The sequence below is a fragment of the Halioxenophilus aromaticivorans genome, assembly GCF_042850945.1.
GTDB lineage: Bacteria > Pseudomonadota > Gammaproteobacteria > Pseudomonadales > Cellvibrionaceae > Halioxenophilus > Halioxenophilus aromaticivorans.
Genome location: NZ_AP031496.1, coordinates 644,491 through 665,828, shown reverse-complemented (window position 1 = coordinate 665,828; position 21,338 = coordinate 644,491). Strand labels below are relative to the sequence as shown.

Here is a 21,338-nt window from a genome sequence, read left to right as displayed (position 1 = left end):
GCCACAACCATGGGCGATTTGAGGGAGTTATTTTGTGGTGCGCAGCATAGCAGATTTGGCCAAGCCTTGGCGCGCTGGTTGCACGCAATGTTGACAATACACACTTACAATTTTAACACCACGCCAGTAATCTCAACCCCGAAATCCATCAGGAGGCCCGACCGTGATCTTTGCTCAATTTAGCAGTAGCGTGCCTTATGGCACCTGGTTTAACCCCAGCAATATGGCCTTTGCCAACTACTGGCTTGGGCCCATGCAGGCGGGTATGGCCATGCAATATCAGTTTTTAAATACGCTAACCTGGGGGCTATTGGACGACATAAGCGCCGAGGTCGAACACGCCTTGGTAGAGGGGCGCGACCTGAGCCAGGTGCTAGCGACTCAGATACAAGCTTTGCAGGGGGCAGCGCTGAGCCAGGAGCAGAAACAGCTGCTGGCTCGCACTCGCCTACTGGAGGCAGAGGAAAACCTGCATGAGATCATACAGAACCTTACGCTGAACCTAATGCAACTGCCTTTCACCCGCTTGGCCGGCAAACCCGCCCGCAAGCGTTTTGCCATCACCCTGGAAGGAGAAGTTGTGGAAGGAGAGGTAGTTGACTGAAGCGTAGGTTAAGGAATTGGCGGCGCTGCAAACAATCAGACAGCAATGCAATCAATTGCACGGGGCCTGTTTGATTTAGGCCAAAACTAACCTGACCGGACTAACCTAAACTGCGTCTTCAGCAGACGCGCATAGGTAAGACCGTGAATCAGACCAGCAGCCAAATTGCCCACCCCACCTACGAGCAACGATTCAATGACAGCGTCGCCAAACTGGTTGGCCAAGGGGCCTATAACGTGGCCCTTATTGAAGACTTTTATCGCATTTTTATTCACAAATCCGACGCCATCGCCGCGCTGTTTGCCAATACCAATATGAGCGCGCAAAAAACCATGCTGCACGATTCGCTGGATACGCTGATCGAATTTTCGCGCACCAAACACGTCAGCCAAGAAATGCAAAAGCTAGCCCATGCCCACGGCCCCAAAGGGCACAAGATTCCGTTGTATTTGTTCGACGTTTGGCTGGACAGCCTAATGGATGCGCTTTACCAACAAGACGCCGCGTTTAGCCGAGAAGACGAGCTGGCTTGGCGCCTAACCTTGGCTCCTGGCATCACCTTTATAAAATTTTATAGCGGAAAGTGATGACCTATAAGTGGCACCCTTGCCGCTTTTGGAGCGTGATAACTTATTGGCTACGTAATATTTCACGTCAAAGTGACTGTGTATAGCAAGTAACAAACCCGTTAAACAATTAACGCGATGTATAAATCAAGGTTGCCAGTGAGTCTTCATTATGTATTCGATGAATCGAGCCACTGCGTACATTAGCTTGTTGCATTAACGCCACCATAAACTCAGATTCTGCCGCTGCATCTATGTGCATTACCTCTATGCGACAGGTAGACGTTCGACAATCCACACTAGCCAAGTGGCTGTTGTCTAAATGCGCTTGCTCAAAGTCGTTCCATACAGCCTCTTCTTCCACTGGTGCCCACTGGACGTCGTATGCTTCTGTTTCGAAATTCATTTCTAATGATCGCATTTGCTGTTCGGTGTAGGCCACATCTTCTTCGACCGGTAGCAAAAATTCGTGCTGCATGGGCAGCGACTCTTTCGCCAAAACATCCTCCTGGGCTTCCGACGTCACTCCCGCTGTAGTCGCTATTGGTTCTTGTGCTTCAGAGGCGGCCGCTGAGATTTCAGTAGGAGTGGAGTTGAATGTTAATTGCGTACCAACCGGCGTAGTCATCGACGTCGAAACTGAGTTTAATTCCGATGTCGAACCTTTATCTACTTGAGTCGGCACTAAATAAAAGACCACAGCCAAACAAACTGCGCCTGCACCACCGCAATACCATATTTTTTTATTCATAATTCTATCTCGATAAAAAAGTTAACCGCCCCGAATGGGGCGGTTCCTACGCTAAATTAACTGTCAGCTGTAATTCGGGTATAGGGAATTGTGTTTGAGCTATTGCTGTAAGTCAGCACGCAGCCTTTGTTAAGAAAGCCAAACCAACTGCGCGCTTTACCCACCTCTCGGCCTAAACATTCTAAGCCTGCGGCATCAAACCCGCGCGGTGCGTAAGAGCCCTGCTGAGCACGAATGGCCGTCACCCATTTGTTATAAACACCATCGTAATGCCAACAGCTTTCTGGAACCACCGCTGTCTTGCCAGCACTGTAAAGATTAACACCTGCGGTGGTAGAGTCATACGAAGGTCGCGAGGTAGGTGTTATATTGGTGACCACATTCCATTCGGGGTCGCCACCGCCAGTGTATAAACCGTAATGTGTGGCTTTGGCACACTGAATCGCTACGGATTTATTTTTATCCGTTGTCCACGATTGGAAACGAATCGTATCGCCGCGCTCATCGAAGTTCTCACCCCAGATAGGACTGGTAAGATAACAACCAGTTAAACTGACCATCAAACCGGCAACTGCCGTTAATCTGGCCACGCCAATTAAACGCGATTTCTTACCACCATGTTTACTAGCAAAAAATTTAGGTACACAATTCATGACTCACACCTTTAATGAATTCAAAACTCGTTACAAGAAAATTGAAACCTCACCTGACTCTAAAAGGCGCAGACCGCAACTAGAAAACAGGCGATGATTTAGGCCCACCCGAACAAAAAACCAACCAGCAGACTCAAACTCAATATAGATGTGCAAATTAAAAAAAGAAGATCTCACAACAAAAACTGAAATACGCAAATTTCAGGCGCAGTTAATTTTAAACAGCCGCAAAAGAATTTATTGCCGCCAAGAAGCAAGAAAAAGGAAATATTAAAAACGGAAAAGAAAAACCAAAAATTTTATACAGCGGTTAAAACAACCCGTACTGCCGATCCACCAACTGCTGATAGTTGGTACCCAGGGTGGCCAACAAACCATCCACCACCGGCGCCAGTTGTTTTTCTTGATAATGAGCGTAATCCAACAGCAAGCCCGACGATAAACTCTTGGGCCGCGCGCCTTGCAACGTAATCACATACTCCACCCAATCACCGCGACGGATATCGTCACCATTGGCCTGCAGTGCGCGGGCCGCCTGCACGTGTGGCGGGCTTATGGCTTCGTAATCCTCCAGCGGCCGCCGCAAGCGTTTGCGATACACCAACAGGTCATCCAACTTACCGGCGTGTAATTGTGCGGTAATGTCCAGCACATACTGCTCCACGGGCTGATTGTAAAATACCCGGCCAAATACCTCGCGCTGAAATTGCCGCGCCAAAGCCGTCCAATCGCTGCGCACGGCTTCCAACCCACGGATCAACACTTCGGATTGCTCACCGCGCTGCACCAGACCAGCGTAGCGTTTTTTACTGCCGGTTTCTTGGCCCCGAATTTTGGGCATAAAAAAGCGGCTGAAGTGGGTTTCAAACTGGATTTCTAAATAGGAGGGAACTTGGTATTGCTGCGCTAGCCGCTGCTGCCAGAAGTCGTTGAGCTTGCGCGCCAGTGACTGGCCCACGGTGGCACATTGGTGCGGGTCAAAATCGTCGCCCAGCCACACAAATACCGAGTCGGTATCGCCATAGATAACGGTAAAGCCTTGTTCGTCAAACCACTGCTGGGTCGTTTGTAGAATTTCGTGACCGCGTAAAGTTATGGAGCTGGCCACGCGGGGGTCGTAAAAACGGCAAAGGTTGGAACCCAGCACGCCGTAAAACGAATTCATGATAATTTTAATGGCCTGGGATAACGGCTGATCACCAGAGCGTTTGGCGTCGTCGCGCTGTTGCCATAACTCGGTTATTAAATTGGGCAATATGGCGCAATCCCGGGCGAAGGCGGCATCATGAAAACCAGCCACCACCTGCTCGGCGGGCAATTGTTTATGCTCGGCCACCCAAAACGCACCGGGGTCGATATTAAAGGTGCGGATAATACTGGGGTACAGGCTTTTAAAATCAAACACCAGCACCTGTTTGAATAACCCCGGTTGCGATTCTAAAACGTAGCCACCGGGGCTTGCGAAGTCAATGGCGCAATCGCCAATACTCGGCGCCACGTAGCCCAAGCGGTGCAGGCGCGGCAAATAAGAAAATTCAAAGGCCGCCGCCGAGCCGCCAATTTTATCCAGCGGCAAGCCCGTCATTTGGCTTTTCGCACTGGCAAAGGCAATCAGCTGGGTGGCGATAAATATCTCCCACACCAACTCACAATCTTTTAGGTTGTAGCGCGCCAGTTGTAGTTTATCGTCTTGGTAGAGACGGGTGATTTCTTCGCCCCGGCCGCTGCCCTTTAATAATTTGCCATCACCCAACAACGCACGCGCCACAAATTCTAAAGAAAAGCTTTCAAAGTGGTAAAACGCCATGCGCAGCAATTCAATGCCGTCCAACGCTACCCGGCCCGGAATCGTAATGTAACGTTTATCGCGGTCGTTGATATCTTGCCGCCAGGTGGGCCGGCGGCCATCCCGGCCCAGGGCATAATTCACCCCCAGGCGGCGGCAGATTCTGTCCAGCACCCACAGGTCAAAGCCCACCACAGACCAACCGATTAAAATGTCCGGGTCGTAATCGTGCAGCCAGTTAAAAAATGCTTCCAGGCAGGCCGTCTCACTGGCGCAATTGTGCAGCGTAAAACCTTCTAGTGAACGCTGGCCGCCGCAAGTCTCATCCACCATAAAAACGTGACGCGCTTCGCTACCCCAAACAGCGATGGAAAATAACTGTGCGGCCCGCATATCGGTTTCGATATCTAAGGACACAACGGTAAAGTTCGGCAAGCTGTTGTCGCCCGGCCGTAACCCAGGCGCGGTCACTTGGGGCACCTGAGTGCCATCACTGTGCCACTGGCCACCCACAACGCTAACGCTGGATTTAATAAAACGCTCCATTAAAAAGCGCTCTGGCGGGCGAACATCCGCTTCCCACACCGGCATAGCACGGCGCAAAATGGTACTGATTTCTCGCGCACGTCTATAACTGGTGCAATACACCCCCGCGATGGGCTGGTTGGTTGGGCTTGCCAGGGATAGGTTTTGCACTCGCCAGCCACGCTGTAACCCCAACAAGGGCGGCAGCTGGGCGACGTTTTCCTGGGCAATAAAAAACACGCTTTCCTGCTCTGGCACTCGCACACACACAGGGCCTTGGGCCGTGTGCAGCCAGTACTCCAATTCAATGCCGGTGCTGGTGTCGTGCCAGTGGCGGGAAAGGATAAACCCGGCCAACGATGCGGCCGGGGAAGGGTGTGATGCGGTCAACTTAGCCCTGTGCCAGCAACTCGCGCAAATCAATTAAAGCGGCGTTGGCGCGGCTAATATAAGACGCCATAACCAGTGAATGGTTAGCCACAAAACCAAAGCCCTTGCCGTTTAAAATCATTGGGCTCCAAACGAATTCCTGGGTGCCTTCTAGCTCGCGAATAATTTGCTGCACACTCACGCGGGCATTTTTCTTATCCAACACCGAGCCGAAGTCTTTTTCAATGGCTTTCATTAAATGCAAAATGGCGAAGGTGCTGCCACGGGCCTCGTAAAACACATCGTCACGCTCCCAAAAAGAGGTTTTAACTTCAAGTTCTTTGGGCGCGGCGGTGGATTGCGATGCTTCGTTCTCGCCGGCCAAATCGGTGTTTAACCGGCGCTGACCAACACTGGCACTCAAACGCTGGGACAAACTTCCCAAGCGGGTTTCTACGGTTCTTAACCAATAACGCAGGTTATCGGAGCGAGCGTAGAATTGGGCGTTGGTGGAATCTGCATCCACCAAGCGGGCTAGGTAATCCTCCAGCGCGGCAATCCCTTTTTCATATTCATCTTCCGCCGCCGGCATAATCCAATTGTTATGGTCAACATTGAAACGGGACTCCGCCCGGGCCAATTGTTGATCTTCTGTGGATTGCGATTGTGAGCGGCTAAAGGCCTCGCGCAGGGCCTTACTCATATCTCGGATTTGAATCAGCATGCCGTATTCCCAATTGGGCTGGTTATCCAACCAAATTCCGGGGGGCGTCATGTCGTTACTTAGAAAGCCACCGGGCTTGCTGAGCAGAATATCGCCAAGCTCGATGAGCGTGGCGGTGGTGTAACTACCGGTGTAGGTTTGATCGGTATCGGTGAGCAACGATAGGCGCTCTTCAGTGGCGGTGTTGACGTCGAACTCGCTGGCGCCCCAGCTCCACCAAACACCCAAGAATACGGAGGCCACCAAATAAACAATCGCCAACCAAAATATGCCACGCAACCAACCAAAGCGGCCCTGCCTTGCTTCACTCATTTCTCTAAACCATCCTTTAGTGCGCGCAAACGGGCGCACCACTGCTTTAACAACCATAATGAATTCCAGTTAGTTTTTAACCTAAAACGGCAATTTGCCGCCCTACGGTAGAAACAATCCAAGCGACTCTGTGCTATCGGCCAAAAAATCAGCCAAAACACGCTATTAAAGAGGCGCTTGCAGTTCAATCTGTGGTACCTGCCCCAACTCAATATTACCGCGCAGCCGGTAGCCCGGTAGCGCTGATTTCATGGTTTGGTACACCCAACGCCCTTCGGCGTCATTGCGCGCTACGATCAACACGTAGGCGTCTTGTTCCTTTACCTGTAACGCCAGGGTTTTCAAAGCGTCGGCCAAAGCCTCGCTACGGCGGCCCAAGGGCGTAGCCGGCAGGCTCACCTTATTGCTGTTGGCCTGCAACTCAATAGGCCCAACCGGCTGCTTAGGCTGACGAGCCTTGGTCCGCGCCGCCGCCAACTGTTTGCGCAGCGGCGCTATGGCCACCAATTTAGGGTTAATCCCCTGGGCCTTGGTTAAATAGGCCTGAGCCTGCTGCAAGCGGCCCGATTGGATGGCCCCGTAGGCCAACCGGCAATAGCGCTGGGCCACGCGGTCAATGCCGCTTTTTGCAGCCGTATTGCCAGGCTCCATTAACAGCACCGCCTGGTAGCGATCCAAGGCGTTGTCGTGCACCGGCGTGGTCAATTTATCCTGGGCCAACGCCTGCTCCGCCTGATTCAATAAGGCAGCGATATTGTCCGCCCGCTGCCGCTGCCAACGCCGCTTTTGCTCTGCCTCAGACGCCAGTTGTGCCTCGCTTGGTTGCGTTTGTGCTTGGGTTTGTTGACCGGCACCACACCCCTGCAGCAAACTCACCACCAGCGTACCGGCGAGTGCCGTGACTAAAACGCTGTTTTTCACTACACGCTCCGCAAATTCATCAAATGCTGGCCATTGCCGGGAGATAAACCTAGATTTTGGGTTCATAATTACTCTGCCGAGCAACGTGGCCGAGTGAATCATACTGGCATAGACAAGAATTCTCTAATCACAGCCACAATAAAACGTAAAAAGCGCAGCTCCCGTGCTTTAAGTGGGTACCGCCAGTCGGCTCATAAGCCGCGTTTCTGTGCCCCTGTAAACCAACACCGAACACTAAAACAAAACGCTGTACCGCTATGACGCCAAATTCCATTACCTGCCGACGCCTAGCCACCCTTCTGTTGTGCTGTTTTGCTCTGTGGGGGAGCGCCCAGCTGAGCGCACAAAGCAGCCTGGGGCTAGAAACCAACCAAGCCGCCGGCAGCCTGGGCATCACCAGCCAGGAGTCGTTTTTGCGAGTTGAGCAGGCCTACCAGATCACTATTACCCAACAGGGCGACAATCAACTGGCCCTGGACTGGCAAATCGCCCCAGGTTACTACCTGTATCGTGACAACTTTGCGTTTAAAGCCAATGGGCAAACCCCCAGCGCGGAATACGAGCAAGGTATCGTCAAGTACGATGAATACTTTCAAGAAGACTTAGAAATATTTCACGACAGCACGCGGGTGATTTTAACCGACCTTCCTGCACCACCCTACACCCTGCAGGTGACCTCACAGGGCTGCGCCGATGCCGGCCTTTGCTACCCACCGTACAAACAGACATTTCAGGTAGATGGCACCAACCCCATCGCTGAGATGGCCGACGCACCTGTAAATGGTGGTGGTAACGACGGAGGAAACGGCGCCAGCAGCGGCGGCACTAATGGCACAAACACCGAACCACCGTTTAGCCTGGGCACCTGGGTTGCCAGCCTAATTTTTGCCTTTATTGGCGGCATAATTCTCAACCTGATGCCCTGCGTATTCCCAGTCCTGTCCATCAAGGCCTTGAGCCTGGCAAACTCTCACCACAGCCAACGCGCACTGAGCCAACACGGCTGGGCTTACACCGCCGGCTGCGTGGCTACGTTTATTGCCATTGCCGCAGTCATGCTGGCACTGCGGGCCGGGGGCGCGGCCATTGGCTGGGGGTTTCAGTTGCAGTCGCCGGTGGTGATTGCCGGCCTGTTGTATTTGTTCTTTATATTGGGGCTCAGCTTGTCCGGCGTAATTAACCTGGGCAGTTCCTTTATGGGCCTTGGCCAGGGCGCCACCCAGGGGCACAAATTGCACCACTCGTTTTTTACCGGAGCCCTGGCCTCCGTGGTTGCCAGCCCCTGCACGGCGCCGATGATGGGCGCAGCACTGGGCTTTGCCATCACCCAACCGTCGGCCGTAGCTCTCACAGTATTCGCTGCCCTAGGCCTGGGCATGGCCACGCCGTTTTTGCTGATTACACTGGTGCCCTCCGCCAGCCAGCTACTGCCCAAACCCGGCGCATGGATGGACACCCTAAAGCAAGCGTTGGCATTCCCCATGTACGCCGCCTGCGTTTGGCTGCTGTGGGTGCTGGCCAATCAAACCAGCAATAACCACCTGGCCATGGTGGGGCTTGGCCTAGTGGCCATTGCCTTCGCTCTGTGGTTGCTGCAACACCTGCCCAGTCGCACTTTGTGGCGGCGCACCGGGCAGGCCAGCGCCGCCTTGGTGGCCACCGTGGCAGTGTACATAGCCGCCAGCTACAAACCCGCCACAGTGGATCCACTGTGGGAAAGTTACAGCCCGCAGCGCCTGGCTGAACTGCGCCGCAACGAGCAGGCAACATTGGTTAACCTAACCGCAGCCTGGTGCATCACCTGCTTGGCTAACGAAAAAGTCGCACTGAGCACAGACGCGGTACGCCAAGCCATGGTTGAGCATAATATTCAGGGGCTCAAAGGCGATTGGACCAACGCCGACCCGCAGATCACCGAATTACTGCACCAGTACGGGCGCTCAGGTGTGCCGCTCTATCTGTACTTTCCAGCCAGCACCAGTGCCGAGGCCGTGGTTCTACCCCAACTTCTTACCCCAGATATTGTTCTGAACACCTTTACAAAACACGATAAAGGTGAAATTGCCGAAATTAGCGGTTTTTAGCCTGTTATTTGTAGAATTTCCCAAACTTTAGGCTAAACTTCCGCTAACAAGCCGATAAATGCGCCTATCGTGGCCTCAAATTCATCGTTCAATCCACTGCCGATAAATTAACCGCTTACGAAGTTGCGCTAAATGCCGCTAACGTGCGGGCATTTGCTGCAAATTATTCAGTAATTTACAGTCGACAATGGACAGGCCTAGGCGATTCAGGCACACTCTACGGCTCGTTCAACACCTCCGGCTAATTTTCCAACTGGCACCTGCTGTTTTGTATTTACCCGCCTCGCAACTTCTAGGCGCCAAGACAAAATAGGTGAGCGGTATTTTTACCTAAGTAGTCGAGCCAATCCGCCTACAAAGGGATAAATTGAGGGAACAATTACTCAGGCACAGGGTTGAACACATCACTACCAACGGTGGGGCCCCAGCGATCATTGCGGCCTTACAGGGCACCCAATATGGTGCCAGCTTCTATATAAGGAGCGCATCTGTCGAACGCGTTTGCACATGGGCACAGCCCGCCTCTGTTAACGAGGCGGCACAGCCAAATCGGCCGAGCCCGAATACGGTCTACAAAAAGGCCCGAAGTGCACGCATATAGCAAAATAAATGAGCCCTCAAGGCTCTAACAAACCGACATAGAGAAACATTCATGGATATCCGCAAAATCAAAAAGCTGATCGAAATTCTTGAGGAATCTGACATCGGCGAAATCGAGATCAAAGAAGGCGAAGAGTCTGTTCGCATCAGCCGTGGTAGCAGCTTTGCACCACAGGTGTTTGCCGCTCCAGCCGCCGCTCCGGTTGCCGCTGCCCCCGCAGCTCCTGTCGCAGCACCCGCTGCTGCTCCGACCGCCAGCGAAGAAGCCGCCGGGCCAATAACCAATGGCCACGTTGTTAAGTCACCGATGGTAGGCACCTACTACGCCGCACCAAGCCCAGGTTCCCCAGCATTCATCGAAGTAGGTCAACACGTAAAAGCCGGCGACGTGCTTTGCATTGTTGAAGCCATGAAGATGATGAACCAAATTGAAGCCGACAAAGCCGGCGTAATTGAAGCCATTTTGGTGGAAGACGGCGACCCCGTAGAATTCGACCAACCTCTGGTAACCATCGTTTGAGTCAGCAACTCACACCTTTAATGCCAACATTTGGAGCTGACCCAACATGATCAACAAAATACTCATCGCAAACCGTGGCGAAATTGCGCTGCGGGTATTGCGTGCGTGTAAAGAGCTGGACATTCAGACGGTGGCAGTGCATTCCACCGTCGACCGCGATTTAAAACACGTACGCCTGGCCGACGAATCCGTCTGCATCGGGCCCAACCCGTCCAACAAAAGCTATTTGAACATCCCGGCCATTATTTCCGCCATGGAAATCACCGATTCCGCCGGCGTCCACCCAGGCTATGGCTTTTTGGCCGAGAACGCCGACTTTGCCGAGCAAGTGCAAAAAAGCGGTTTTGTGTTCATTGGCCCCAACCCAGACGTCATTCGCCTAATGGGCGACAAAGTCTCGGCCATTGAAGCCATGAAAAAAGCCGGTGTGCCCACCGTGCCGGGCTCCGACGGCCCACTGCCAGAAGACAAAGAAGCCTGCATGGCCATCGCTCGAGACATCGGCTACCCCGTTATTATTAAAGCCGCCGCCGGTGGCGGTGGCCGCGGCATGCGTGTAGTGCACACCGAATCCGCCCTTCATAATTCCATTCACGTTACCAAAAGTGAAGCCGGCGCAGCCTTCGGCGACGATACCGTGTACATGGAGAAATTCCTGCAAAACCCACGACACGTGGAAGTTCAGGTATTGGCCGATGGCCAGGGCAACGCCATTCACCTATTTGACCGCGATTGCTCACTGCAACGCCGTCACCAAAAAGTATTAGAAGAAGCTCCGGCCCCCGGCATCCCCGATGACATTCGCCAAGAGGTGTATGAATCCTGTACCAAAGCGTGTATCGAGATTGGTTACAAGGGCGCTGGTACCTTTGAGTTCTTGTACGAAGACGGCCGCTTCTACTTTATTGAAATGAATACTCGAATCCAGGTAGAACACCCGGTTACCGAGATGATTACCGGCATCGATTTGATTCGCGAGCAAATTTTGGTGTGCGCGGGAGAAAAACTCTCCATTAAACAAAGCGACATCAAAGTGAACGGCCACGCCTTTGAGTGCCGCATCAATGCCGAAGACCCAAAAACCTTTATCCCCTGCCCCGGTAAGGTTAAAAATTTCCACACTCCGGGTGGCTTAGGCGTACGAGTGGATTCTCACCTGTACAGCGATTACACGGTACCGGCCAATTACGATTCCATGATTGCCAAGGTCATCACCCACGATGTCGACCGCAAGCGAGCGCTGAACAAAATGCGTGTCGCCCTGGACGAACTGGTGGTGGACGGTATCCGCACCAATATTCCGCTGCAACAAGATCTTGTGCGCGATGCAGGCTTCCGCAAAGGCGGCGTCAACATCCACTACCTAGAGAAAAAACTCGGACTGTAATCCATACCAGCCCGGTTTTTTAGCCGGGCATTTTTTTATAGGCCCCCCCATGCCCTGGCTGCAACTGAAAATCGACAGCTCCCGCGAGCGAGCCGCCGCCATCGAATTTGCCCTTACCAGAGCCGGCGCACTATCGATCACCCTAAAAGACAACGCTGACGAGCCCATTCTTGAGCCCGCCCTAGGCGAAACACCGCTGTGGCGTGAGACGCAAATCATCGCCCTGTTTGAGGCCGATATAGAAACAGAATTGGTGGACCAACAACTGGCGCCAAAACTAGCCCCAGCCGACCACAGCCGTTGGGAACAGCTCGAAGATAAAGACTGGAGCCGCGCCTGGATGGACGACTACCATCCCATTCAATGCGGCCAACGCTTGTGGGTGTGCCCCTCATGGACACAACCGCCGGACCCAAGCGCCATTAACCTGATGTTAGACCCGGGCCTGGCCTTCGGCACCGGCACACACCCCACCACCTTTTTGTGCCTGCAGTGGTTAGACCAACTGGACTGCACACACAAAAGCGTGCTCGACTATGGCTGCGGCTCTGGCATTTTAGGCATTGCCGCCCTGCTACTGGGAGCCGGTTCTGCCCTGGGCGTGGACATAGACCCACAGGCATTATTGGCCACCCTGGATAACGCCAAACGCAATCATCTCGCGCCCGAGCGCTTCCCTGTGTACCTGCCTCCCAAAGCCCCAACTGGGCACGCCGATATCGTACTGGCCAATATTTTGGCCGGGCCATTGGTGGAGCTGGCCGAAGACATTACCCAAAGGTTAAAGCCAGGCGGCTCTATTTGCTTATCCGGCGTGCTGGCCATTCAAGCTGAAACCGTGAAAGACGCTTATGCTCAGTGGATTGACTTTGACCCAGTCGCCACCGAACAAGAATGGTGCCGCATTACCGGGCGCAAGAAATCCTAGGCCCGGCTCGCGGCGCAATCCGCTGAAAACCAGGCAAAAAATAAGAAATTTGTGGCCTAAATCGCTCGGTGGCCCTGTTCAGCAATTGTCGAGTGGCGGCGAACACACTAAAATCCCCAAGCATTACAAAGTCTTGCTGCAATATATTACGAGAATTGTTTACCTTGCAGCCTATTTGGCGCCCCCAAACAGCGGCACTGGAACTGCGGCTGTACCAGAGAGACCGATTCACCTATGTCCCACGCCATTACCCGCTGCCCCAAATGCGAAACATCGTTTCGGGTAACCACCACCCAACTGGATAGTGCCGAGGGGGCAGTGCGCTGTGGATCTTGCTTGCATGTTTTTGATGCCCGCAGCAATTTTATCTCCGCCGAAGAAGAGGCCAACGGCAATGACGCGATAGTGCCAAGCCCTAAATTGAGCACCAGCCAGCCGGCACCAAAAGACGAGCTCAAAGCCGCCGACCAACTTGCCACGGCCAAACCCGCCATTGATAGCCCCGAGCCAAGCCAATCCGCAGCCACCACCACACCAGAGACAAAAACCACACTAAAACCACAAGCTGCTGAACCCGAACAAGCCACAGCCGCCGTGCAGCCAGAGCCAAAACCAGAGCCAGAGGAAAGCGACGATTTTCTCATCAGCGATGACATGCAGCTGCCGGATAACGCCGACGACGACCTCACCATAGACTTCGATGAGACCGAAACCGTCGAAAACCCACTGGAAAGCAAAATAGATCTGGGCGAGCTGGCACCCGAGTTCCGCGAGCAAAGCGCGCAAGAAGATTCCACCGGCTTTGGCGACAGCAAAATCGACGACGACCTAGACAACAGCGAAGAAATAGACGAATCCTGGGCCCACGCCCTGCTGGAAGAACTCGACGCCGACTTGGCCGATGCCGACGAAGACCCCAACGAGAAGCTGCGCCGAGAAATCGACAACCGCTTCGACGGCCGCCAAACCGGCAGCTTTGATGTGTTACAAGAAGAATTCGACGCCGACTTTGACAAATACATCAGCGACACCCCCATCGAAGACAAACCCGCCCTAGACCAAGACACCGGCCGCTACCGGCTGAGCGATTTTGACGACGCTAAGCTCAGCAAGCACATGATTCAGCAACCACCGGCACACAAACCGCCGGGTGGCAATCCAACGTCCTCCTACACCCTGACCAACGCCTTTGAGCCCGAACCCCTGGAACTCACCTACGAGGCCAGTGCTACCCGCCGTTGGGTCAGTAGCTTCGGCTGGCTGGCGGGTAACATCGCACTGCTATTGCTGTTGGTGTTTCAGGTGGGCTACATCAAATTTGATAGCTGGAGCCGAATAGAGCCCTACCGCCAATGGTACGCCCTAGCCTGCCCCATGTTTGGCTGTACCCTGCCGGCGGTGGACGACTTTAACAAGATTAAAATCTCCCTGGTGGTGCGGGCCGACCCAAGCAATAGCGCGGTATTACAGGCCGATGCTATTTTGATCAATAGCGCCGAGTTTAATCAGCCATTTCCGCCCCTGGCCCTGCGCTTTAGCGACATCAACGACCAAGTAGTTGCAGAGCGGGTATTCCTGCCCAGCGAATATCTGCGCGGCGAGCTCAGCGGCAGCACCGAGATACCTCCCAACCAGCCGGTGCAAATCCGCCTGGAGCTGGCCGACCCCGGCCAATCCGCAGTCAACTATCGCGCCTACATACCCTCCTTTAAGTAAACCACAACACCTGCGCCTAAGGAGTGGAGCTGCCATATACTCCATAGGCCGATGCTTTTTATGACCAAAAATCACTTGCCATTTTCGGCTCCCTGAGGCAGCCGTGGGGGCCGGTGTAAAATGGCACATTTTTTCGCCAAATTGCAGAATTTCCACTTTCCCATTGGCAACCATAACAGTATGATAAGCGCCCTTTTTCGACACCTCCCGGCCAATGGTTCAACTGGTGAAGTTGCCTCTAGCCGCCGGAATGTGGTTGAAATAGGCGCCATTGCGCAGCGCGGTTAGCCACTGAGCAATGGCAAAATACAGATTCATCCGCGGACGGTTTTGTGCTCACCATAGGCCCATATAACATTGCCCCCGCCACGGTGCTCGCACCGATGGCCGGCGTCAGCGATAAGCCGTTTCGGGAATTGTGCCGAAGTTACGGTGCAGGCTTGGCGGTGTCGGAAATGGTGACCAGCGACACCCGTCTGTGGGGCAGCCGCAAATCTTCCACCCGACTTAACCAACAAGGTGAAAGTGGCCTGCGGTCGGTTCAGATTGCCGGTGCCGAGCCCGATGCCATGGCCCACGCGGCCAAAGAGTGCGTAGCTCTGGGTGCCCAGGTAGTGGACATCAACATGGGCTGCCCGGCCAAAAAAGTCTGTAAGCAGGCGGCTGGTTCTTCGCTACTGCGCGATGAACCCTTAGTAGCCCGCATACTGCAAGCGGTGGTTAGCGCCGTATCGGTGCCTGTTACGTTGAAAATACGCACAGGCTGGGACACCGAAACCCGCAATGCCATCACCATCGCCCGCATGGCCGAGGATATCGGCGTTGCGGCACTGACCGTCCATGGTCGTAGCCGAGCCTGCCGATTTAAAGGCCAGGCCGAATACGACACCATCGCGGAAGTGGTCAATAGTGTTCATATGCCGGTGATTGCCAATGGCGACATCGACAGCGCACAAAAAGCCAAATACGTACTCGATTATACCGGCGCCCAAGGCGTTATGATCGGCCGAGCAGCGCAAGGCCGCCCTTGGTTATTTGCCCAAATCGAGGCCTATTTAGCCCGTGGAGAACAGCTCCCCGAGCCCGAATTGGCAGAAATTAAACGGGTTTTGATGCACCACATCAAAGCTCTTCATGAGTTTTACGGCGACTACCTAGGCGTTCGTATTGCTCGCAAACACACAGGGTGGTACGTGCAAAACCTTGCCTTTGGCGAGGTTTTGCGCACTCGTTTCAATCAAATACATAGCACTCAAGAGCAAGTTGACTGTATCGAGCATTTTTTCGAACAGTCGATCATACATGGGGAACAAGTGGCATGAGTCAAATCGAAACTGCGATTGCAGACTTTACTATCGACGCAAAACAACCAGAAACCAACGCGGAACCACAGCGCTTCACGACGACCTCGGAAGTACAAAACACCGCCCTGCGCGATTGCGTTAAAGAGTCCATCGATAACTACTTTAAGCATTTGGATGGCCAAGACGTTGCCAACGTCTACGAACTGGTTATGGCTGAAGTAGAAGCACCGCTGTTAGAAGTCGTCATGAGCTACACCCGCCACAACCAAACCAAGGCCGCCGAAATCCTGGGCCTTAACCGTGGCACCCTGCGCAAAAAGTTAAAGCAGTACGGCCAACTCTAAGCCAACACCGAGCCCGCGGCCTGCACCAAGCCAGGCCGCAAGCCCGCCCTCCACGGCGGCAACAGTGCCAAGCCAACCCGCCCAGGGTTTATACTAACGCCGAGCCAATCGCGCCAAAACCCGCGCCCGTGGTACTAACCAAACCTTCACATTCACCACTAAAAGCTTCCGCCATCATGACATCAGCCACCGACTATATCGCCATTAAACGCGCACTGATCAGTGTATCCGACAAAACCGGCATTGTTGAATTTGCCCAAGCCTTGGCAGACCAAGGCGTTGAGATCCTGTCCACCGGCGGCACCTACCGCCTGCTCAAAGACAACGGCATAGCAGTGATAGAGGTGGCCGACTACACCGGCTTCCCGGAAATGATGGACGGCCGAGTAAAAACTCTGCACCCCAAAATCCACGGTGGTATCTTGGCCCGCCGCGGCCAGGACGACGCTGTGATGGCCGAGCACAATATCAACCCCATCGATATGGTGGTGGTGAACCTGTACCCGTTTGAAGCCACGGTTGCCAAGCCGGATTGCAGCCTGGAAGACGCCATCGAAAACATCGACATCGGCGGCCCCACCATGGTCCGCGCGGCGGCCAAAAACCACGCCCACGTCAACATTGTGGTGAACGCCAGCGACTACCCGGCTCTAATCGAAGAGATGCAAGCCAACGATGGCGCCACCAGCAAGGCCACCCGTTTTGATTTGGCCATTAAAGCCTACGAGCACACCGCCAGCTACGACGGCGCCATTGCCAACTATTTTGGCCGCTTGGTAGAAGGTGGCACCGAAGACTTCCCGCGCACCTTCAACACCCAGTTTGTGAAAAAACAAGACATGCGGTACGGCGAGAACCCGCATCAGAACAGCGCATTCTACGTTGAAAGCAAACCCGCCGAGGCCAGCATCAGCACCGCCCAGCAACTGCAAGGCAAGGCGCTGTCTTACAACAACATCGCCGACACCGACGCCGCCTTGGAAACCGTACGCCTGTTTACCGCACCGACCTGTGTCATTGTTAAGCACGCCAACCCCTGTGGTGTGGCCAGTGCCGACAGCTTGTTGGCCGCCTACGAAAAAGCCTTCGCCACCGACCCAGAATCCGCTTTTGGCGGCATCATCGCCTTCAACCGCGAGCTGGACGCCGCCACCGCCAAGGCTATCGTCGATAAGCAATTTGTTGAGGTTATCATCGCCCCCACTGTCGCCCGCGACGTTAGCGACATTGTCGCAGCGAAAAAGAACGTCCGCCTTCTGGTCTGCGGCGAACTTACCGCCAGCCAAAAAGCCTTTGACTACAAGCGCGTTAACGGCGGCCTGTTAGTGCAAGAGCGCGACCTAGGTATGGTTGGCGCCGGCGACCTCACGGTGGTGAGCAAACGCCAGCCCACGGAAGCCGAAATCCAAGATTTACTGTTCACCTGGAAAGTGGCCAAGATGGTTAAATCCAACGCCATTGTCTACGGCAAAGACCAACGCACCATCGGTGTGGGCGCCGGCCAAATGAGCCGAGTGAACTCTGCCCGCATCGCGGCTATCAAAGCTGAGCACGCAGGCTTAGAAGTGGTTGGCAGCTGCATGGCCAGTGACGCCTTCTTCCCCTTCCGCGATGGCATCGATAACGCTGCCAAAGTGGGCGTAAGCTGCGTGATCCAGCCCGGCGGTTCCATTCGCGATGAAGAAGTCATCGCCGCCGCAGACGAAAATAACATGGCCATGGTGTTTACCGGCATGCGTCACTTCCGCCACTAAGGCCTAGCCGCGCGAAATCGAGGACATAGAAATGAATATTTTAGTCATTGGCAGTGGTGGCCGTGAGCACGCCCTGGCCTGGAAAGCAGCCCAGGGTGCAGAAGTAGACACCGTATTTGTAGCGCCTGGTAATGCCGGCACTGCTCTGGAGCCCAAATTGGAAAACGTCGCCATTGATATCGGCGACTTTAAGGCCCTGGCGGACTTTGCCAAGGTCAATAATGTGGACCTCACCATCGTTGGCCCAGAGGCGCCCCTGGTAGACGGCGTAGTGGATTACTTCAACCAGCAAGGTCTGCGTTGTTTTGGCCCCAGTAAGGGCGCAGCCCAACTGGAAGGCTCCAAAGCGTTTACCAAAGACTTCCTAGCCCGCCACAAGATTCCCACCGCGGCCTACCAAACCTTTACCGAAGTCGAGCCTGCGCTGGCCTACCTGCGCGGCCAAGGCGCCCCCATTGTGGTTAAGGCCGATGGTCTTGCCGCGGGTAAAGGCGTTATTGTTGCCGAAACCCTGCAGCAAGCCGAAGACGCGGTGACCGATATGTTGTCTGGCAACGCCTTTGGCGACGCCGGTTGCCGAGTAGTGATTGAGGAATTCCTCACCGGCGAAGAAGCCAGTTTTATCGTTATGGTAGACGGCAAAAATATTCTGCCCATGGCCACCAGCCAAGATCACAAACGCGTGGGTGACGGCGACACCGGCCCCAACACCGGCGGCATGGGTGCCTACTCCCCCGCGCCCGTGGTTACCCAAGAAGTGTTCCAACGCATTATGGAAGAGGTGATTGAACCCACCGTTGAAGGTATGGCCGCAGAGGGCAACGACTACACCGGGTTTTTATACGCCGGCCTGATGATCACCGCCGACGGTGCACCCAAGGTGATCGAATACAACTGCCGCTTTGGCGACCCGGAAACACAACCCATTATGCTGCGCTTGCAGTCAGATTTGGTGGCCTTGTGTAACGCAGCCCTGGACCAAAAACTCGACAGCGCCACCGCCAAATGGGACGAGCGCCCAGCCGTGGGCGTGGTATTGGCAGCCGGTGGCTACCCAGGCAGCTACGATAAAGGCGCCGTGATTAACGGCCTGCCAAAAATCGAAGCCGACGGCCAAAAAGTTTTCCACGCCGGCACTAAACTGTCTGCCAGCCAAGACGTACTCACCAGCGGCGGCCGCGTGCTCTGCGCCACAGCCTTAGGCACCAGCGTAAAAGCCGCCGCGGAAAGCGCGTATCAATTGGCTGCGGGAATCAATTGGCAAGACGCATTCTACCGCAAAGACATTGCCTACCGAGCCATTGCCCGAGAAGAACAAGCCTAGGCCATCCCGCTATCGCCGATCAATGGGGTCAGAGCGTTTGAATTTTTAAAAAATTTAAAATCAATGGCTCTGACCCCATTGATTTTGACCCCATTGATTTAGCCCGTGGATTTCCGGCCTTGATTTCAAAATCAGAGAATTTGGTGTGAAATTAGCAACCCGCAAACTGTCCGAAATAACCACCGACAGTGAATATCTGCGTTTTGACACCGACGTCGAAACGCTTAAAAAAAGCATTGCCAACGTCGGATTAATCAACCCCCTAACAATTAATGAAAAAAACGAGTTGTTAGCCGGCGCCCGTCGTTTTCAGGCGGTGACCGAATTGGGCTGGACCGAGGTGAGCGTGCATCTGGTTGACCGGGTGCAGCTAGAGCAAGAGCTGATTTCCATCGACGAAAACCTAGTGCGCGCACCGCTCAACAAACTTGAATTGGAGCGCTGCCTGAATCGCGGCAGGGAGATTTACGAGCAACTCAACCCCACCGCCATTAAGGTCAACTTGTCTGCGGCAACCCCGGATGCCACTGAAAAAGCCAAACAGCAGGAAATCGACAAAGAAGATACCAACTCGTTTGCCGCATTAACGGCTGAGAAAACCGGCCTGTCCCGTTCAGTGATTAGAAGCGCCATTAAGCGCGATGAACTGGCCTCGGATTCGGTAAAAAAAGCCCGCGGCAATGGCGAGTTAAATGCCAGCCAAACCAACGTGATTATTGAGCTGGATAAAGATACACAAGAAGAAGTCCTGCCCCTCATTGCCGATAAAACCGTTAAAGAAACCCGTGATATCGTTAAGGCCGTGAAGCAAGGTGGCATAGCGGCGGCCATTGAAGAAAATGAAAAGCAAACCCCCTTACCAAAAGAGTACAGTTTGCTAAGAAGCCCGCTGCGGGTGGTGAATAAAAAACTGTCGCGAATTCTGTTGGAAAACCTGCAGTGCGACGGGCCAGAAAAAGACAAAATAGACAAAGATCTGCAGGAACTAAAACAACAGCTCGAACAGTATTTCTCAATGGCGGACGGAAGCTAACGTCCGCGCCTTGTCGCCCGTCACCGTCACCGTCACCCCCAAACCATCACAGCAAGCCTGCCCTATATCAATTGCGACCGCGCTAGCTCGGTTGATAAATATCGGGCTGCCATAATTCCATAAACGTATTTGGGTTCGCCAATTCGGTGAAACCAAACTGCCCATACAAACCGTGGGCATCCCGGGTGGCTAATAACATTCGGCGCAAGCCCTGCAAATCGGGGTGAGCTAGCACCGATCGCATTAGCAGTTTGCTCAACCCCACCGAACGATGTCCCTGCGCGATAAATACGTCTGCCAAATAGGCGAAAGTTGCCTTATCGGTAATCACCCGGGCAAAGCACAGAGAGTTATCCATGGCTTTTTGCTGTGTAGCTTTTGCAATACCGCCGCCCAATAAGATTCAGCAATAAAACCGTGCACAAAATCAAAATCGATCTCATCCGGGTGACAACTCACCCGATATTCCATCGTCACAACTCACTCCTTCTGTAAAAAAATCAATGGGGTCAGAGCGGTTGATTTTAAAATCAACCGCTCTGACCCCATTGATCCTAATCCACCCTGGGGAGGACGGTACCAAAGTAAGCTTTGGCAATACTAAAGTAACGCCCCCTGTGCGCGACCTAGCTAACGCCGGCTGTTAGCATAAATGCCTAGCTCGCCTTACCCGTTGTACAAACATAAAAACGATCAACAGGAGCTCACTATGCCCAAGTACGTCATTGAACGCGAAATTCCCGCCGCCGGCGATTTAACCACGGCAGAACTGCAAGCTATTTCACAAAAATCCTGCGGGGTGCTAAACCAGCTCGGACCTCAGGTACAGTGGCTGCAAAGTTATGTCACTGACAACAAAATTTATTGCGTGTACATCGCCCCGGACGAAGCCAGCGTACGTCAGCATGCAGAGATGGGTGGCTTCCCCGCTAACAGTATTGCCGAAGTCAAAAATATCATCGACCCCACCTCCGCCGAATAATACGGCCCCGCCTCATAGCAAAGCGATTTAAGCGCCACTATTGATTTGTCAGTGGCATTAATCCACGCTGTTTTCTACTACTATTGACGCACGCCTCGTTACTGCTGCGCCGTTTGTGGCTTTTTGCGTCAACATATTTCTAAATGCGTCA

The 21,338-nt window shown here is 53.7% G+C and carries 18 protein-coding genes and 1 pseudogene; 13 read left to right on the top strand and 6 right to left on the bottom strand.

Annotated features, from left to right (window positions below):
• Positions 1 to 163: 163 nt before the first annotated feature.
• Together ACGHM3_RS03055 and ACGHM3_RS03050 are read left to right on the top strand one after the other, a co-directional pair.
• On the top strand, positions 164 to 604 hold the full coding sequence (locus tag ACGHM3_RS03055; protein ID WP_345419848.1) for a hypothetical protein: 441 nt from the start codon (positions 164 to 166) through the stop codon (positions 602 to 604).
• Positions 605 to 747: 143 nt separating this feature from the next.
• Positions 748 to 1,191, top strand: coding sequence for a globin (locus ACGHM3_RS03050; RefSeq protein ID WP_345419845.1), 444 nt, complete (start codon positions 748 to 750; stop codon positions 1,189 to 1,191).
• Positions 1,192 to 1,300: 109 nt separating this feature from the next.
• On the opposite strand, the gene ACGHM3_RS03045 is transcribed toward ACGHM3_RS03050, so the two are convergent.
• The 5 genes from ACGHM3_RS03045 to ACGHM3_RS03025 form a co-directional block, all read right to left on the bottom strand.
• Positions 1,301 to 1,798, bottom strand: coding sequence for a hypothetical protein (locus tag ACGHM3_RS03045; RefSeq protein ID WP_345419842.1), 498 nt, complete (start codon positions 1,796 to 1,798; stop codon positions 1,301 to 1,303).
• A gap of 179 nt (positions 1,799 to 1,977) precedes the next feature.
• Positions 1,978 to 2,574 (bottom strand): hypothetical protein, encoded by a 597-nt coding sequence (locus tag ACGHM3_RS03040; protein WP_345419839.1) that lies wholly within the window; start codon positions 2,572 to 2,574, stop codon positions 1,978 to 1,980.
• A 310-nt stretch (positions 2,575 to 2,884) separates the two neighbouring features.
• Complete coding sequence (locus tag ACGHM3_RS03035; protein WP_345419836.1) at positions 2,885 to 5,275, bottom strand: DNA polymerase II; 2,391 nt, start codon at positions 5,273 to 5,275, stop codon at positions 2,885 to 2,887.
• Position 5,276: 1 nt separating this feature from the next.
• Positions 5,277 to 6,290 carry a DUF2333 family protein gene (locus ACGHM3_RS03030; protein WP_390518217.1) on the bottom strand — a complete coding sequence of 338 codons (1,014 nt, stop codon included), beginning with the start codon at positions 6,288 to 6,290 and terminating at the stop codon, positions 5,277 to 5,279.
• A 165-nt stretch (positions 6,291 to 6,455) separates the two neighbouring features.
• Entirely contained in the window at positions 6,456 to 7,277 is an 822-nt protein-coding gene (locus tag ACGHM3_RS03025) for a hypothetical protein (RefSeq protein WP_345419830.1), read from the bottom strand.
• Between the two features lie 191 nt (positions 7,278 to 7,468).
• Between ACGHM3_RS03025 and ACGHM3_RS03020 the strand changes: the two genes are divergently transcribed.
• The 10 genes from ACGHM3_RS03020 to ACGHM3_RS02975 all read left to right on the top strand — a co-directional run bounded on the left by ACGHM3_RS03020 (position 7,469) and on the right by ACGHM3_RS02975 (position 20,205).
• A complete protein-coding gene (locus tag ACGHM3_RS03020; protein ID WP_345419827.1) occupies positions 7,469 to 9,295 on the top strand; it encodes a protein-disulfide reductase DsbD in 1,827 nt (608 codons plus the stop codon).
• Between the two features lie 652 nt (positions 9,296 to 9,947).
• Positions 9,948 to 10,415, top strand: a complete 468-nt coding sequence (accB, locus tag ACGHM3_RS03015; RefSeq protein ID WP_345419824.1) for an acetyl-CoA carboxylase biotin carboxyl carrier protein — start codon at positions 9,948 to 9,950, stop codon at positions 10,413 to 10,415.
• 46 nt (positions 10,416 to 10,461) lie between these two features.
• Positions 10,462 to 11,802 carry an acetyl-CoA carboxylase biotin carboxylase subunit gene (gene accC, locus ACGHM3_RS03010; protein ID WP_345419821.1) on the top strand — a complete coding sequence of 447 codons (1,341 nt, stop codon included), beginning with the start codon at positions 10,462 to 10,464 and terminating at the stop codon, positions 11,800 to 11,802.
• A 49-nt stretch (positions 11,803 to 11,851) separates the two neighbouring features.
• Complete coding sequence (gene prmA, locus ACGHM3_RS03005; protein ID WP_345419818.1) at positions 11,852 to 12,730, top strand: 50S ribosomal protein L11 methyltransferase; 879 nt, start codon at positions 11,852 to 11,854, stop codon at positions 12,728 to 12,730.
• Between the two features lie 234 nt (positions 12,731 to 12,964).
• Positions 12,965 to 14,446, top strand: coding sequence for a DUF3426 domain-containing protein (locus tag ACGHM3_RS03000; RefSeq protein ID WP_345419815.1), 1,482 nt, complete (start codon positions 12,965 to 12,967; stop codon positions 14,444 to 14,446).
• Positions 14,447 to 14,778: 332 nt separating this feature from the next.
• Positions 14,779 to 15,768: a tRNA dihydrouridine synthase DusB gene (dusB, locus tag ACGHM3_RS02995; RefSeq protein ID WP_345419812.1), complete on the top strand. Its 990-nt coding sequence runs from the start codon at positions 14,779 to 14,781 to the stop codon at positions 15,766 to 15,768.
• On the top strand, positions 15,765 to 16,094 hold the full coding sequence (gene fis / locus ACGHM3_RS02990) for a DNA-binding transcriptional regulator Fis (protein ID WP_345419809.1): 330 nt from the start codon (positions 15,765 to 15,767) through the stop codon (positions 16,092 to 16,094). Before dusB ends, fis begins: the two co-directional genes overlap by 4 nt.
• Before the next feature lie 176 nt (positions 16,095 to 16,270).
• The gene (gene purH / locus ACGHM3_RS02985; protein ID WP_345419806.1) at positions 16,271 to 17,848 is read left to right on the top strand and encodes a bifunctional phosphoribosylaminoimidazolecarboxamide formyltransferase/IMP cyclohydrolase; all 1,578 of its coding nucleotides are present in this window, start codon (positions 16,271 to 16,273) and stop codon (positions 17,846 to 17,848) included.
• Between the two features lie 31 nt (positions 17,849 to 17,879).
• Positions 17,880 to 19,172, top strand: coding sequence for a phosphoribosylamine--glycine ligase (gene purD, locus ACGHM3_RS02980; protein ID WP_345419803.1), 1,293 nt, complete (start codon positions 17,880 to 17,882; stop codon positions 19,170 to 19,172).
• A gap of 145 nt (positions 19,173 to 19,317) precedes the next feature.
• Positions 19,318 to 20,205: a ParB N-terminal domain-containing protein gene (locus tag ACGHM3_RS02975; RefSeq protein WP_345419800.1), complete on the top strand. Its 888-nt coding sequence runs from the start codon at positions 19,318 to 19,320 to the stop codon at positions 20,203 to 20,205.
• A gap of 82 nt (positions 20,206 to 20,287) precedes the next feature.
• Here ACGHM3_RS02975 and ACGHM3_RS02970 read toward each other — a convergent pair.
• Positions 20,288 to 20,676: pseudogene (locus ACGHM3_RS02970) on the bottom strand (GNAT family N-acetyltransferase).
• Between the two features lie 238 nt (positions 20,677 to 20,914).
• On the opposite strand from ACGHM3_RS02970, the gene ACGHM3_RS02965 reads away from it, so the two are divergent.
• Entirely contained in the window at positions 20,915 to 21,187 is a 273-nt protein-coding gene (locus tag ACGHM3_RS02965; protein WP_345419797.1) for a DUF4242 domain-containing protein, read from the top strand.
• Positions 21,188 to 21,338 lie beyond the last annotated feature (151 nt).